We start from the raw sequence: 15,361 nt of genomic DNA, 5'->3' as shown, positions 1-15,361 counted from the left end.
TTTTAGGATGGTTAAAAAGCAAGGATATATTTCAACCATCCATGAATTATCCTTTATTTATTCCTCATAATGATATTAAGCGTTTTCTGATCGGGTAATCCGACGGCTTGTTGCAGGGTATTTTCCTTACTCATGTAATAGATAGCTGGTGTGACATTTGCCCCCAGATCGTCCATGAGTTTCTCGTTGTCGCTTAACACTTTCATTTGCTCTGTACTTACGTTTGCAGGCACGCTTAGCTTAAGCTTGCCACCAGAGGCTTCATATTGTTGCCAGGTTTTTGCGGGATCTTTGGAGGCAAGAATTGCCGCTGCTGTCGCCGGGCTTTCTGGTTTGATAACCCCAACCAACAATGTTCTTAATTGCACTTTGCCAGAATCTACCCACGGACGAGCCTGCTGCCAGAACTGTTTACAATATGGGCAGAACGGATCGGCGAAGACGTAGACAATGACCGGCGCGTCTTTTTTACCGTCGAGGAGCCAGTGGGATTGTTCCATCCGTTGCCACATTTCACGTCCGGCGGGTGCGTAAATTTCTTTTTCGATAAGCGTGTTACTCAGGTTTTCACCTTTTTCGTTGTACATGTAACCAGAGATAGCGTGCTTACCATCTGGAGTCAGGTAGATGGTGACGCCCATATCCTGATACTTACCGAGATAACCTTTCATTCCTCCAGGGGCATCGAACGTTTTGATGATTGTAATACCCTGTTTTTCAATCGCTTTTACTGGGGCAGGAAGTTCCTCTGCGAAGGCGATTGCAGGAAGCAGAGCCAGTAAAAGTATCTTTTTTAACATTAATTTGTCCTTTTCAGTCAGTGCAAAAGTCGAGTAAAAGGCATAACCTATCACTGTCATAGGTAAGAGCTTAGATCAGGTGATTGCCCTTTGTTTATGAGGGTGTTGTAATCCATGTCGTTGTTGCATTTGTAAGGGCAACACCTCAGCCTGCAGGCAGGCGCTGAAGATACCAAAGGGTAGTTCAGATTACACGGTCACCTGGAAAGGGGGCCATTTTACTTTTTATCGCCGCTGGCGGTGCAAAGTTCACAAAGTTGTCTTACGAAGGTTGTAAGGTAAAACTTATCGATTTGATAATGGAAACGCATTAGCCGAATCGGCAAAAATTGGTTACCTTACATCTCATCGAAAACACGGAGGAAGTATAGATGTCCTTGATTAACACCAAAATTAAACCTTTTAAAAACCAGGCATTCAAAAACGGCGAATTCATCGAAATCACCGAAAAAGATACCGAAGGCCGCTGGAGCGTCTTCTTCTTCTACCCGGCTGACTTTACTTTCGTATGCCCGACCGAACTGGGTGACGTTGCTGACCATTACGAAGAACTGCAGAAACTGGGCGTAGACGTATACGCAGTATCTACCGATACCCACTTCACCCACAAAGCATGGCACAGCAGCTCTGAAACCATCGCTAAAATCAAATATGCGATGATCGGCGACCCGACTGGCGCCCTGACCCGTAACTTCGACAACATGCGTGAAGATGAAGGTCTGGCTGACCGTGCGACCTTCGTTGTTGACCCGCAGGGTATCATCCAGGCAATCGAAGTTACCGCTGAAGGCATTGGCCGTGACGCGTCTGACCTGCTGCGTAAAATCAAAGCAGCACAGTACGTAGCTTCTCACCCAGGTGAAGTTTGCCCGGCTAAATGGAAAGAAGGTGAAGCAACTCTGGCTCCGTCTCTGGACCTGGTTGGTAAAATCTAAATTTCCTTTGTCTTTCGCGCTACTAACTCCGGCGCGAGATACTTCGGAAATTCACCTAATTCTTCGGGTGCTGCGGCACCCGATTTTCTTCCCCGCACCATGATGCAAGCTGCATCCAGCTAGCCGCAGAGGCCGCTTGCATGATGATGTTTAAAGCCCAGGAGATAAACATGCTCGACACAAATATGAAAACTCAACTCAAGGCTTACCTTGAGAAATTGACCAAGCCTGTTGAGTTAATTGCCACGCTGGATGACAGCGCTAAATCGGCAGAAATCAAGGAACTGTTGGCTGAAATCGCAGAACTGTCAGACAAAGTCACCTTTAAAGAAGATAACAGCTTGCCGGTGCGTAAGCCGTCTTTCCTGATCACCAACCCAGGTTCCAACCAGGGACCACGTTTTGCAGGCTCCCCGCTGGGCCACGAGTTCACCTCGCTGGTACTGGCGTTGTTGTGGACCGGTGGTCATCCGTCGAAAGAAGCGCAGTCTCTGCTGGAGCAGATTCGCCATATTGACGGTGATTTTGAATTCGAAACCTATTACTCGCTCTCTTGCCACAACTGCCCGGACGTGGTGCAGGCGCTGAACCTGATGAGCGTACTGAACCCGCGCATCAAGCACACTGCAATTGACGGCGGCACCTTCCAGAACGAAATCACCGATCGCAACGTGATGGGCGTTCCGGCAGTGTTCGTAAACGGGAAAGAGTTTGGTCAGGGCCGCATGACGTTGACTGAAATCGTTGCCAAAATTGATACTGGTGCGGAAAAACGTGCGGCAGAAGAGCTGAATAAGCGTGATGCTTATGACGTATTAATCGTTGGTTCCGGCCCGGCGGGTGCAGCGGCAGCAATTTACTCCGCACGTAAAGGCATCCGTACCGGTCTGATGGGCGAACGTTTTGGTGGTCAGATCCTCGATACCGTTGATATCGAAAACTACATTTCTGTACCGAAGACCGAAGGCCAGAAACTGGCAGGTGCGCTGAAAGTTCATGTTGATGAATACGACGTTGATGTGATCGACAGCCAGAGCGCGAGCAAACTGATCCCGGCAGCGGTTGAAGGCGGCCTGCATCAGATTGAAACAGCTTCTGGCGCGGTACTGAAAGCACGCAGCATTATCGTGGCGACTGGTGCAAAATGGCGCAACATGAACGTTCATGGCGAAGATCAGTATCGCACCAAAGGCGTGACCTATTGCCCGCACTGCGACGGCCCGCTGTTTAAAGGCAAACGCGTAGCGGTTATCGGCGGCGGTAACTCCGGCGTGGAAGCGGCAATTGACCTGGCGGGTATCGTTGAGCACGTAACGCTGCTGGAATTTGCGCCAGAAATGAAAGCCGACCAGGTTCTGCAGGACAAACTACGCAGCCTGAAAAACGTCGACATTATTCTGAATGCGCAAACCACGGAAGTGAAAGGCGACGGTAGCAAAGTCGTAGGTCTGGAATATCGCGATCGTGTCAGCGGCGATATTCACAACATCGAACTGGCCGGTATTTTCGTCCAGATTGGTCTGCTGCCGAACACCAACTGGCTGGAAGGCGCAGTCGAACGTAATCGCATGGGCGAGATTATCATTGATGCGAAATGCGAAACCAACGTCAAAGGCGTGTTCGCAGCGGGTGACTGTACGACGGTTCCGTACAAGCAGATCATCATCGCCACTGGCGAAGGTGCCAAAGCCTCTCTGAGTGCTTTTGACTACCTGATTCGCACCAAAACTGCATAAGAAGAAGTAAGATTCACCTGTAATTGCTTAGCCGCCGGGGTCAAACCTGGCGGCTTTTTTATTGCATTAAAAAGCCCTGCAGGGATGGCTCCGGGCAGGGCGGGAGACTTATTCTGGCAATTAACGCACAACCAGCACCGGCAAATTGGCGTGGCGGATTACGCTCGAGGCGTTAGAACCCAACAGATGAGTTGAAATTGATGGGTTACGCGAACCAATCACTACTACATCTGCATCAAGTTCTTTCGCTAACTCGTTAACTTCATCCCGCACACTACCAAAACGGACATGTTGCTTAATGCGGGAAGGATCGATGGTGAAGTGGCTGACCATCGTTTGCAAACGTTCTTCTGCTTCATGTTGCAGATGCTCTTCAAAACGACGTACATCAGCGGCAAAACGGTGCAGGCTCAGGCTGGCTGACCCCGGTAGTACGTGAAGTAGATGAATAACTCCGTCATCCTGGGCGAGGAATTCAGCGTGGCGAATCGCTTTGTCGCTCAATTCCATTTCGAAAACATCCACTGGCATGATGATTGTTTTGTACATAAGCATTCTCTCCTTGTTTTTGCATGTATACATAACAGCACATTATTGGTTATGAATCTATAATTTGCGAGGCTGATTTGATCTGAATTTGCTATTGAGCTGGAAAATAAATAAAACCAGGCGCTACCAGCGTTGTTCAAGGTATAGCACTGCAGCAACAATAATTGCTGCTATGAATATATAAAATGCAGTGATACCGAGAGCTTCGCTCATATGAGGTTCCGCAGATGAATAACCAGTTCAGATTAGAATGCTGCGCTTAAGCGCAAAATGATAAATCTGGTTGATATTTGAGCGGAAAGAGGATGCGAGTGCATCCTCTGGGCAAAGCGAGTTATCGCTTGTGCAGATGGGATTAAAGCAGGTAGTCGCCAGCAGCTTCTGGCTGGTATTCGAGTTCCAGCACTTCAAGGTGGGTTGCAACGCCGCCCGGAAGTTCCCAGTGAATGGAATCGCCAACGCGCAGCCCCAGCAGTGCGGCACCTACCGGAGCCATAACGGAAAGCTGAGTATTGCTGTCGGTCATTTTTGCCGGATACACCAGCGTGCGCACACGCACTTCGCCATCGCTAAGATTGCGGAATTTAACCCGGCTGTTCATTGTCACCACGTCGTGTGGCATCTCTTCTGGCGAACACATTTGGGCGCGATCCAACTCTGCGTTTAACGCGTCGGCGATTGGCAAACCAGCATAGGCGGGTTGCTCCAGCAGAATATCGATGCGTTCGGCATCCAGGTCGTTAATGATGATAGTTGGTCTGGACATTTTTACTCCATGTCGTCGGTACTGCGAGTGTCGCAGATAAACATACCCAAAAGAAAACCCTCACCGTCAGGCGGCGAGGGTTTAACTCACATGATGATACTGACTGTTGCTCACTCTTTGAAGTGATTTGCGTCACATTCAGGGAATTCCTCAATGTAGCGCATTATGTATAAATCTTAATCGTCATGGTTTATGGGAGACGAATTAGCGTGTTTTGTAAATCAGAGGATTAATAACCTGCTTTATCAATCACAAAGGTTTTGCCACAGTTACCTGGGTGTGGTTGTGGCAAGAATGAGTTTGCAGAAAGCGGAGCGTTGATGGCGTCAGCTTTGATCGAGATCTGAATTTCAGTCAAATACGCAGGGTTACCCTGGCACGTTAGCTTAACTGCTTTCACGTTCTCTTTTCCCCAGCTTTTGGCAAAGGCGGCGTCAAAGTCACGGCGGCTCACTGTTTTACCGTAATTATCCGCAAGGAATTTTCCGGCTTCGCTCTCTTTAATTTCTTGATTCAGGCGTACCATCGTGCCGAAGTATGCGTCTGGATCAAAACCAAAGCAGGCACCGTGTTTGGCATATTCGTAGCGTTCCAGGCAGGAACGTCCGCCAGCTCCTGGCATGACTTCACTTAGTTTAGCTGCCGTTTCCAGTGATAACCCGGTTTCCGGCGATGAACACATCCGGCTGGCACGTGCTTCTGGCAGATTCGGGATTGGGCGAGTAGCGCAACCGAAGCGCATCCAGCGGCGTTCATCAACACCACGGGCAGCAACCGATTTAGGCAATCCTGGCCACAGACCATGTACGGTCAAAAAATCAGCTTTGTTGGTCGTTTCGGTTTGCAGGCGACATTCATCTCGTTCGTTACGATTTCGGTCGTATTGACTCTGACAAAATCCGGTTTGCCATGAGAGGGCCAGGACATAGCGATCAAAATCGTCATACTGTTTTGCCTGCAACGCCACGGCGTTGGCAGAAGAGAAGGGAAGCAGAGAAACCGCGAGCAACGCGGCGTTACGCCAGAATGCTTTCATAATGGGTGTGGAACTCATACATACACTGAATATTATCTATTAAATCATAAAAAAGCCCGCCAGGTGGGCTTACCTGGCGGGCGTGATGATTTATTCAGCGTTTGGCGAACGTATTAGTTCCACATGGCGAGAATCGGCCAGCCAACCAACAGCAGCATAGAGATGTAAATCACCCCGAAGATTGCGCCAAGACGCCAGTAATCTTTTGATTTCACATAGCCACAGCCGTAAATAATCACCCCAGGACCGGTTGCATAAGGCGTCAGACAGCCCATGATACCGATAGACAGCACCAGCAGGATACACAGTTGTTCCATTGGTACGCCCGGAATCCCTTTACCGACGGCCAGAATAACCGGCAGCATGGTTGCGGTGTGCGCAGACAGGCTGGCAAACAGGTAGTGGGCAAAGTAGAACACCAGAACCAGTACAATCACCGTTGCGTTTGGTGAGAAGCCTTCCAGGTGCGTACTCATCGTGTTGGCGAACCAGTCGATAAAGCCAGAACGGGTCAGACCATTCGCCATAACAACCAGCGTTGCCAGGTTGACCAGCGTGTTCCATGCGCTGTTATAGCGAGTAATGTCTTTCCACGGCACAACGTGCAGCGCCAGCATCAGCGAAACTGCCAGCAGACCTACCGCAGTAGCATTAATGACTTCACTGCCAAATACCCACAAACCTAAGCTGAGCAATACAAGGCCAATCAGCGTCCACTCTCTGCGTGTCAGCGCACCCATGGTTTTTAGTTCATCACCCGCCCAGGTTGCCACTTCTTCACTGTGTGTGATTTCCGGTTTGTACAGCACGTAGGAAAGCCACGGCGCAATGATAAGCAAGATAACCCCAACCGGCAGGAAGCAGAGGAACCACTGCAACCAGCTAATCTGGATACCGGCAATTTTGCTGACGAACTCCAGACCCAGCACGTTTGGTGCCGCACCGGTGACAAACATGGACGAACTCAGACTGGTACTAATGACCATCATCCACATCAAATAGCCGCCAATACGACGCGCGGACGGATCGTTCGGGAATGATTTAAACAGCGGCGGCAGGTTTTTAATGACCGGAAAAACCGTACCCCCGGTACGCGCGGTGTTGGACGGTGTAAACGGTGCCAGCAGAATGTCGATAATGACAATCGCATAACCCAACGTCAGCGTGCGTTTGCCCATGAATTTCACCAGGAAAAGGGCAATACGACGGCCTAACCCGGAAACTTCATACCCTAATGCAAAAATAAATGCGCCAAATACCAGCCATACCGTGGTGCTGGAAAAACCAGCCAGACCCCATTTCAGCGCCTGTTTTTGCGCATTAAACGCTGGGTCAGCTAATTCTTTGGCATCAAAGAGCAGGTAATTACTGCCAATAACGCAAATAGTAACCGCAATAAAACTGATCGCCGTTGCCGGAATTGGCTCGAGGATCATGCCGACAATCATTGCCACAAACACTGCAAAGTAATGCCACGCCTGCGGCGGCATACCGTCAGGTACAGGGATAAGAAACATGACACCCATCACCACCAGGGGCGCCAATAATTTCCATATATTATCTTTTGCTAAAGACATACGGGTTCTCCGAAAATTAATATTTCCAAATTTATCAAGTGCTTAAATAATTAAATCTGTGCTAAAAACCAGGTAAGAATCAGCAGGTCGGCACTGCCGCCTGGACTGATATTTCGTTCGATACACTCCCTGTCGAACTGCCGGAGATAATCGAGATCGGCGGGGGTTCGGATGCCCCCATTGTTTAATAATGTTTGCGCCTCGCGCTGTAGCCAGCGCAGGCCCCCCTCGCCACCGCGCGATGCAACGTTGGTATCGCCGTTGGTAGCCATCAGTAGGAGCAAGGTATCGAGCAATGCCAGCTCAGGATCTAACCCCTGATCCAGCAGAGTGAGGTAATGCGGCAAGGCGTGGTTGATCACCAGTGGATAACCCGCTTCGGCTTCACCGCGTGCGCCGGTAAGGCCAAGCTGCTGGTACAACCGTTGACCTGCCGTCAGTCGTGAATTATTGGTACGCAGTTCGCGATCGGTCAGGCCACGGCAGAAACTTGCCGCCGTAGAACAAACGGTTGTTGGCGTTACCGGCTGGTTGAGCTGAAGCAAACGGCCAATTGCCGCACACAGTAGCCCTAAAGAAAAAATGCTTCCTTTATGCGTGTTTACGCCCGCAGTGGCGCGGAACATATCACCTTCGCAAGCCATACCGATTGGGCGTAATCCGTTGAGTACCGCTTCCGGTGCCATTTCTGCACTACAGGCACCAAATTCAATGAAACGGGGTAACCAGCCCTGAATCGCCAGCGCGCTGCGGTGGAAATCTTCCAGCGCCATATCTTTGTGCGCACCGCAGTTAATGCGATCCACGAGGCCTGGTTTCGGTGACAGGTTGACTTCAGTCAGCATGGCGCGCCAGCCCAGCAGGGCGTACTCATCGATTAATGACGTCGCAAGCTTTGTGGTTTTAGTTGACGTTGCAGGCATCGACATCGTTTAGCAGCGCCTCCATGCGGTTGAGTAAATCGGTCAGTTGATGGGTTTTTCCACGCGCGCAAACAGCTGCGCTTTGCTCGCACAACAGGCAGCGGCGAGGCGGCAGTGAATAATCGCGGCGGGAGAGAATGTCGCCTTCGGGCGTCAGGACATCGATATCCCATAACCGCCCGAGAGGATGACTATGTTCAAGCTCAATGGTGGCGAGCTTGAGGTCGCGAGCCGGGGCGGCAATGCTCAACATGCCCTCCGGCCCGCTGGCGGAAACCAGTGCAGCCTGCTCCTGAATTTGCCAGCCCTGTTTTGCGGCTAAGGCACGCAAGGCTGTCACGCCATGATTAAAAATTCGGCGTGTGACCTCGCTGTCTTTAATCGGCCCAGGCGCAACCACGGTAAAGGAGATCAGTGGAACAGGATGGCGCTTGAGCCAGGCGTGTTGCCGTGCTTGCCTTTCATCCCGGCTGACGAGCAGCTCGGGAATTGACACCGCATGGTGGCTGGCGAGTTCAGGAAGCAGGTGCATGGCTTATTCCTTCACCTGATGCACAACATCGATCACCGAGCCATCGCGGTAACGCACAACGGCAACGACGCGGTCGGTGAATTCAATCGGCTGTGGTTCACCGGTCAGCAGACGCGCACGTTCACGCAGCCACTCAATAGAAACCACTTTGATCCCCGCTTCCTGCAGACGTTCTGCCAGCTCCGGACGTGCCGGGTTAACAGCGATGCCGTGGTCTGTGACCAGAATATCGACACTGGAGCCCGGGGTGATGCAGGTCAGCACGTTATCCACCAGCGTCGGAATACGACCGCGTACCAGCGGCGCGACGATGATGGAAAGCGCAGAGGCAATCGCGGTATCGCAGTGACCACCGGAAGCACCACGCAGTACGCCGTCAGAGCCGGTCAGCACGTTAACGTTGAACTGGGTGTCAATTTCCAGCGCGCTCAGTACCACCACGTCGAGACGATCAACCGCTGCGCCTTTCGACCCCCAGTTAGCGTACTGGTTGGCGCTGATTTCGATGTGATTGGGGTTACGGGCCAGCGATTGCGCAGCATGGCTGTCAAAGCTCTGCACATCCAGCAGTTTGCGGATCAAACCTTTTTCGTGCAGATCAACCATCGTTGCGGTAATACCGCCGAGGGCGAAGTCGGCGCGAATATCGCGGCTACGCATTTTGTCTTCCAGGAAACGGGTTACCGCCAGCGAAGCGCCGCCGGTGCCGGTCTGCATGGAGAAACCTTCTTTGAAGTAGCCAGAGTTAACAATCACATCCGCAGCGCTACGGGCAATAAGCAGTTCGCGCGGGTTAGTGGTCATACGGGTAGCACCAGCGCCGATTTTTGCAGCATCGCCAACGCGATCAACTTTGACGATCAGATCAACCTGATCTTGCTCAATGCTTGCCGGATTATGCGGATAAGGCAGCAGTTCTTCGGTAAGCATCACGACCTGTTTTGCGTTGTCGGCATCAACCATTGCATAGCCGAGGGAGCCGCAGCAGGCTTTACCGGAGTAGCCGTTGGCATTACCGAATTCATCACAGGACGGGACGCCGAGGAAAGCCACATCGATATTCAGTTCGCCGCTCTGTACCAGATGCACACGTCCGCCGTGAGAGTGGATTTGCACCGGTTCCGCCAGCAGACCACGGGAGATTTCTTCCGCCAGTGGACCGCGCAGGCCAGAGGTATAAATGCGGGTAACCACGCCCTGGCGAATGTGTTCTACCAGCGGCGCATGGCAATCACTCAGGGAGCTGGAGGCCAGAGTCAGGTTTTTAAAGCCCATCTTCGCGATGACGTCCATCACCATATTGACGGTCAGGTCACCGCCACGGAAAGCGTGATGGAAGGAAACCGTCATGCCGTCCTGTAAACCAGAGCGACGAATCGCTTCTTCCAGGTTGGCGCACAGTTTGCGATCGCGCGCTTTTTCAGCCTGGTAGGTTTGCTTTGGCGAGTTCTGGAAAGCGGCAAGATCGCATTCAGCGCGACGATTCCAGGCCGCTACCCGTTCTTGTCGTTGAGATTGTTCAATTTTCTGCGTCATTTTGATTGCCTTATTCTTCGCGGATGCCGGAAAGTTCTGCACGGGAGAGCACCAGACGGGCGCGATCGATAACCGGACCGTCCACCATCTTGCCGTTCAGGGAAACCACGCCGAGGCCTTCGCGAGCGGCGGCTTCAGCGGCTTCTACGACGCGGCGGGCGTGATCCACTTCTTTCTGGGTCGGTGCGTAGAGGTTGTGCAGCAGATCAATCTGACGCGGGTTGATCAGCGATTTGCCGTCAAAGCCCAGCTGTTTGATGTGGGCGGCTTCTTGCAGGAATCCGGCTTCGTTGTTAGCGTCGGAATAGACGGTATCGAACGCCTGAATACCCGCAGAACGCGCGGCCTGCAAAATGGAGCAGCGAGCGAACAGCAGTTCAGTTCCTTCCGGGGAGCGTTCTGTACGCAGGTTGCGCACATAGTCTTCTGCACCGAGGGCGATACCGATCAAACGCTCGGAAGCGTGAGCGATTTCTACCGCGCGGGTAATGCCCAGCGGAGATTCAATCGCCGCCAGCAGGCCGGTACTGCCGGGTTCACGACCACAGGCTTTTTCGATACGCAGGATCTCTTTTTCGATATCCAGAACATCCTGAGCGGTATCGGTTTTCGGCAGACGCACAACGTCCGCACCACCGCGAACGACGGCTTCCAGGTCGTTAACACCCCATTCGGAATCCAGCGCGTTTACACGCACAATGGTTTCAATATCGCGATAAAGCGGATGTTGCAGCGCGTGGTAAACCATGCGGCGGGCGGTGTCTTTTTCACGCAATGCAACGGAGTCTTCGAGGTCAAACATCAGGGCATCAGCCGGGTAGATGAAGGAGTTGCTGACCATCGCGGCATTAGCACCAGGCACAAACAACATACTGCGGCGGGTGCGAGTTTTACGTTGTTGCAGCGAAGCGGAAATCATTGGCAATCCTCCCATGGCAGAGCCGGGATACCGCTGGCGCGTGCCAGCAGGGCTTCCAGTCGTGCACGTAAAATGCAGTCCAGTGCGCCTTTGTCATCGACATTCAGCTGTACGCCGCGCACGTTGTAGCGGGCGAGAACGTCCAGAATGGTGGTGCGAATTGCATCGCCAAACTGTTTCTCAACGCTGCTGTTGATTTGCAGGTCGATATCCTGCGTATCGAGTGGGGCGATGCGTATCATCACATCCCCAGACTCAAGGGTGCCTGCAACGGCGGGCTGGTTTATTTTCATTTTTCACCTGTTTCTCATGCGGGGGTCTTTTGACGAGCTGCCGCGTCCTGGCGGGAGTGCTCAAGCAGGTTCTGCAAATAATGCAGCGTGACTGCAGGGACCAGCGGCGCGATAGCCGTGAGATCGTTTTTTGCCAGCAGTTGACGTACCCGGGAAGCGGATATCGGCATCTCCTGGTAACGCAGCCGCTCAATTTCAACCAGTTCGATGGGCGGTGCGGAGATAGTCGGTGTTTCCAGCCAGTAGCGCATATCCTGGTTGTACTGGGCAGTAACGCGACAAAAGGGTTCAGTACCGACAAAGCGGTGAGTTACACCCAGCGCGGGAGCGAGGTACTGACGGAAAATCTTCAGATCAATTTCGGTGTAACAATGGTTAATGACGCTCTGTTCTTTAATGAAGTAGCAAGGGAACGTAGCGCGGGAGATGATGTATTCGGAGCCGCGATGCACAGTCAGGCGTGGAATATCGGCGGTGCCTTTTAACACCAGATCCAGCCGGTCTTCATAGGGGAAGCGTGAAGAATCTTCTTTGACTAAAAACAGATGCAACCAGTCGCACTGTGCCGCAGCCTGTTGAATCAGATAACGGTGACCATTCGTAAAGGGATTGGCGTTCATCACAATGCAGCCAATCTTGTTCCCTGGATGACGAAATTTTTTCAGCGATTCGGCATAGCGTTTCAGTCGCGTGGCGCTGTTTTCCATCAGCACCATCACGCCGGGTACGCTGGTCAGCGTGGAAAAACCGCACTGGCGGAACAGCGCCTCGTATTCGGTTTTGGTATAAATAAACAGATGCGTGCTATGCCGCTCATAGGCGAGGTTTATCAGTTCAGTGGCTAATGTCAGCGCCAGTCCTTCACCGCGAACGGATTCACTGATAGCAACGCATTTAATAATATTTCCGGCAATTCCACCGCACGCGATAAGCTTTTCATCGCGGGTTACGGTAATAAATACTTCGACTGTGGTGTCAACGCTCAAATCATTTTCATGCAGGAATTGGGCGATTTCCGCCATTTTTTTATTTTCTGAACGTTTTACGCGGGTGAAAATATCATTGCCGAACATAATAAATAGTATCCTGAAGGTGCATGTTGTTATCGATTTGCAACGAATGTTGTTCAATGTTGCAAATTGATAACCTTTTATTTTCACTTGGGAGAAAGGGGGCGATCGAGGTATATCTTTTTCTCCTTTCGCTATACATCCTAAGGAGTATTTCGGCGTGAAATTTTGATTTATTTCACATAGAGTTAGTGGTTTTTTATTTATTTAATGGTTTTAAGTTTTTTAACTAATGTAATTACGAAATAACCCGCAGGTTTAAGTGATTTAATTGATTTAATGAATAAAATTTGCCACGATCATATTTAATATCTATGTATTTTGATTCAACATTTTAATTACATCCGTCAAAGAGGCTCGGGACCACCCGCAAGGAAAACAATGTTGCAGCTTAAAGAGAATAAACAGTTTGCATTTTTCCAAAGACTGGCATTTCCGCTGCGTATCTTTTTGCTGATTCTGGTGTTCTCAATATTTGTCATTGCAGCCCTGGCGCAATATTTTACAGCCAGTTTTGAGGACTATTTAACGCTTCATGTGCGCGACATGGCAATGAATCAGGCAAAAATTATTGCTTCTAATGACAGTATCATCAGTGCAGTGAAAACGCGTGACTACAAGAGGCTGGCGACCATCGCTGACAAATTACAAAGAGATACTGATTTCGATTATGTGGTGATTGGCGATCGGCACTCGATTCGTCTTTACCATCCTAATCCGGAGAAAATTGGTTATCCTATGCAGTTCACCAAACCGGGCGCGCTGGAGAAAGGGGAGAGCTACTTCATCACCGGGAAAGGGTCAATTGGCATGGCGATGCGTGCCAAAACGCCAATCTTTGATGACGATGGAAAAGTCATCGGCGTGGTGTCGATTGGCTACCTGGTGAGTAAAATCGATAGCTGGCGGGCTGAGTTTTTATTACCGATGGCAGGCGTGTTTGTCGTGCTGTTAGGGATTTTGATGTTGCTGTCGTGGTTCCTGGCCGCGCATATCCGTCGGCAGATGATGGGCATGGAGCCAAAGCAAATCGCTCGCGTAGTCCGTCAGCAAGAGGCGCTGTTTAGTTCGGTTTATGAAGGGCTGATTGCGGTGGATCCGCACGGGTACATTACCGCCATCAATCGTAACGCAAGAAAGATGCTGGGGCTGAGCTCCCCCGGACGGCAATGGTTGGGTAAACCCATTGCTGAAGTGGTCAGGCCCGCCGATTTCTTTACCGAACAGATTGATGAAAAACGTCAGGATGTGGTGGCGAACTTTAACGGTCTGAGCGTTATTGCCAACCGGGAAGCTATTCGTTCTGGCGATGATTTACTGGGGGCCATTATTAGCTTTCGTAGTAAAGACGAAATTTCCACCCTCAATGCGCAACTGACGCAAATTAAACAATACGTCGAGAGCCTTCGTACATTGCGACACGAGCATCTCAATTGGATGTCGACGCTCAATGGTCTGTTGCAGATGAAAGAGTATGATCGCGTGCTGGCGATGGTGCAGGGGGAGTCTCAGGCCCAGCAACAGCTTATTGACAGCCTGCGTGAGGCGTTTGCCGATCGCCAGGTGGCGGGGCTGCTTTTTGGTAAAGTGCAGCGCGCCCGCGAACTGGGGCTAAAAATGGTCATCGTCCCAGGTAGCCAGCTTTCGCAACTGCCGCCAGGACTGGACAGCACCGAGTTTGCAGCCATTGTTGGCAATTTACTTGATAACGCCTTCGAAGCAAGCCTGCGTAGCGATGAAGGAAACAAGATCGTTGAATTATTCCTCAGCGATGAAGGCGATGATGTGGTGATTGAAGTCGCCGATCAGGGCTGCGGCGTTCCAGAGTCTCTACGAGACAAAATATTTGAGCAGGGTGTCAGTACGCGTGCTGACGAGCCCGGTGAACATGGCATTGGGTTGTACTTGATTGCCAGCTACGTAACGCGCTGCGGTGGTGTTATCACTCTCGAAGATAATGATCCCTGCGGTACCTTATTTTCAATCTATATTCCGAAAGTGAAACCTAATGACAGCTCCATTAACCCTATTGATCGTTGAGGACGAAACGCCGCTGGCAGAGATGCATGCGGAATATATTCGTCACATTCCCGGATTCAGCCAGATATTACTGGCGGGAAACCTGGCGCAGGCCCGAATGATGATCGAGCGTTTTAAGCCGGGGCTAATCTTGCTTGATAACTATCTTCCTGACGGTAGAGGGATTAATTTACTGCATGAACTGGTGCAGGCGCATTATCCCGGCGACGTGGTGTTTACCACTGCAGCCAGCGATATGGAAACGGTGTCTGAAGCCGTACGTTGTGGTGTATTTGATTATCTCATTAAGCCCATTGCCTATGAACGGTTGGGGCAAACGCTAACCCGTTTCCGCCAGCGTAAACATATGCTGGAAAGTATTGATAGCGCCAGCCAGAAGCAAATTGATGAGATGTTTAATGCCTATGCTCGCGGTGAACCCAAAGACGAACTGCCGACCGGCATTGACCCCTTGACGCTAAACGCGGTGCGAAAACTGTTCAAAGAGCCTGGTGTGCAACATACGGCAGAAACGGTGGCGCAGGCACTGACCATCAGCCGCACCACTGCCAGGCGTTATCTTGAATATTGCGCCAGCCGCCATCTGATTATTGCTGAAATTGTTCACGGCAAAGTTGGCAGACCGCAACGCATATACCACAGTGGGTGA

Annotated in this window: 16 protein-coding genes; 4 read left to right on the top strand and 12 right to left on the bottom strand. The window is 51.1% G+C overall.

Annotation, left to right across the window (positions count from 1 at the left end):
• Window positions 1-53 precede the first annotated feature (53 nt).
• Window positions 54-800 (bottom strand): thiol:disulfide interchange protein DsbG, encoded by a 747-nt coding sequence (gene dsbG / locus C4F37_RS02565; protein ID WP_001295854.1) that lies wholly within the window; start codon window positions 798-800, stop codon window positions 54-56.
• A 371-nt stretch (window positions 801-1,171) separates the two neighbouring features.
• Here dsbG and ahpC point away from each other — a divergent pair, with 371 nt between their 5' ends.
• Together ahpC and ahpF are read left to right on the top strand one after the other, a co-directional pair.
• Window positions 1,172-1,735: an alkyl hydroperoxide reductase subunit C gene (ahpC, locus tag C4F37_RS02560; protein WP_000052796.1), complete on the top strand. Its 564-nt coding sequence runs from the start codon at window positions 1,172-1,174 to the stop codon at window positions 1,733-1,735.
• 170 nt (window positions 1,736-1,905) lie between these two features.
• Window positions 1,906-3,471 carry an alkyl hydroperoxide reductase subunit F gene (ahpF, locus tag C4F37_RS02555; RefSeq protein ID WP_032141769.1) on the top strand — a complete coding sequence of 522 codons (1,566 nt, stop codon included), beginning with the start codon at window positions 1,906-1,908 and terminating at the stop codon, window positions 3,469-3,471.
• A gap of 120 nt (window positions 3,472-3,591) precedes the next feature.
• On the opposite strand, the gene uspG is transcribed toward ahpF, so the two are convergent.
• The 11 genes from uspG to citC form a co-directional block, all read right to left on the bottom strand.
• Window positions 3,592-4,020, bottom strand: coding sequence for a universal stress protein UspG (gene uspG, locus C4F37_RS02550; RefSeq protein WP_001295855.1), 429 nt, complete (start codon window positions 4,018-4,020; stop codon window positions 3,592-3,594).
• Window positions 4,021-4,143: 123 nt separating this feature from the next.
• Window positions 4,144-4,233 carry a small membrane protein YldA gene (gene yldA, locus C4F37_RS28335; protein ID WP_001287361.1) on the bottom strand — a complete coding sequence of 30 codons (90 nt, stop codon included), beginning with the start codon at window positions 4,231-4,233 and terminating at the stop codon, window positions 4,144-4,146.
• Window positions 4,234-4,375: 142 nt separating this feature from the next.
• Complete coding sequence (gene rnk, locus C4F37_RS02545; protein WP_000089731.1) at window positions 4,376-4,786, bottom strand: nucleoside diphosphate kinase regulator; 411 nt, start codon at window positions 4,784-4,786, stop codon at window positions 4,376-4,378.
• A 229-nt stretch (window positions 4,787-5,015) separates the two neighbouring features.
• Window positions 5,016-5,822, bottom strand: a complete 807-nt coding sequence (gene rna / locus C4F37_RS02535) for a ribonuclease I (protein ID WP_001331992.1) — start codon at window positions 5,820-5,822, stop codon at window positions 5,016-5,018.
• Window positions 5,823-5,935: 113 nt separating this feature from the next.
• Entirely contained in the window at window positions 5,936-7,399 is a 1,464-nt protein-coding gene (citT, locus tag C4F37_RS02530; RefSeq protein WP_000050328.1) for a citrate/succinate antiporter CitT, read from the bottom strand.
• A gap of 50 nt (window positions 7,400-7,449) precedes the next feature.
• A complete protein-coding gene (gene citG / locus C4F37_RS02525; RefSeq protein WP_000062474.1) occupies window positions 7,450-8,328 on the bottom strand; it encodes a triphosphoribosyl-dephospho-CoA synthase CitG in 879 nt (292 codons plus the stop codon).
• Entirely contained in the window at window positions 8,303-8,854 is a 552-nt protein-coding gene (gene citX / locus C4F37_RS02520) for a citrate lyase holo-[acyl-carrier protein] synthase (protein WP_000550401.1), read from the bottom strand. The genes citG and citX overlap by 26 nt, the downstream gene beginning before the upstream one ends.
• Window positions 8,855-8,857: 3 nt before the next feature.
• Window positions 8,858-10,390, bottom strand: coding sequence for a citrate lyase subunit alpha (citF, locus tag C4F37_RS02515; protein WP_000192238.1), 1,533 nt, complete (start codon window positions 10,388-10,390; stop codon window positions 8,858-8,860).
• Window positions 10,391-10,400: 10 nt separating this feature from the next.
• On the bottom strand, window positions 10,401-11,309 hold the full coding sequence (citE, locus tag C4F37_RS02510; protein WP_000622357.1) for a citrate (pro-3S)-lyase subunit beta: 909 nt from the start codon (window positions 11,307-11,309) through the stop codon (window positions 10,401-10,403).
• Entirely contained in the window at window positions 11,306-11,602 is a 297-nt protein-coding gene (citD, locus tag C4F37_RS02505) for a citrate lyase acyl carrier protein (protein WP_000700703.1), read from the bottom strand. The genes citE and citD overlap by 4 nt, the downstream gene beginning before the upstream one ends.
• 14 nt (window positions 11,603-11,616) lie before the next feature.
• Window positions 11,617-12,675, bottom strand: a complete 1,059-nt coding sequence (citC, locus tag C4F37_RS02500) for a [citrate (pro-3S)-lyase] ligase (protein ID WP_000467705.1) — start codon at window positions 12,673-12,675, stop codon at window positions 11,617-11,619.
• A 378-nt stretch (window positions 12,676-13,053) separates the two neighbouring features.
• Between citC and dpiB the strand changes: the two genes are divergently transcribed.
• Both dpiB and dpiA read left to right on the top strand, forming a co-directional pair.
• Entirely contained in the window at window positions 13,054-14,712 is a 1,659-nt protein-coding gene (gene dpiB, locus C4F37_RS02495; protein WP_000939721.1) for a sensor histidine kinase DpiB, read from the top strand.
• The gene (gene dpiA, locus C4F37_RS02490) at window positions 14,681-15,361 is read left to right on the top strand and encodes a two-component response regulator DpiA (RefSeq protein WP_000126500.1); all 681 of its coding nucleotides are present in this window, start codon (window positions 14,681-14,683) and stop codon (window positions 15,359-15,361) included. Before dpiB ends, dpiA begins: the two co-directional genes overlap by 32 nt.

Origin of the sequence: Escherichia sp. R1, assembly GCF_003000935.1 — a bacterium.
GTDB classification, from domain to species: Bacteria; Pseudomonadota; Gammaproteobacteria; order Enterobacterales; family Enterobacteriaceae; genus Escherichia; species Escherichia coli.
This window is presented reverse-complemented; position numbering and strand designations above follow the sequence as displayed.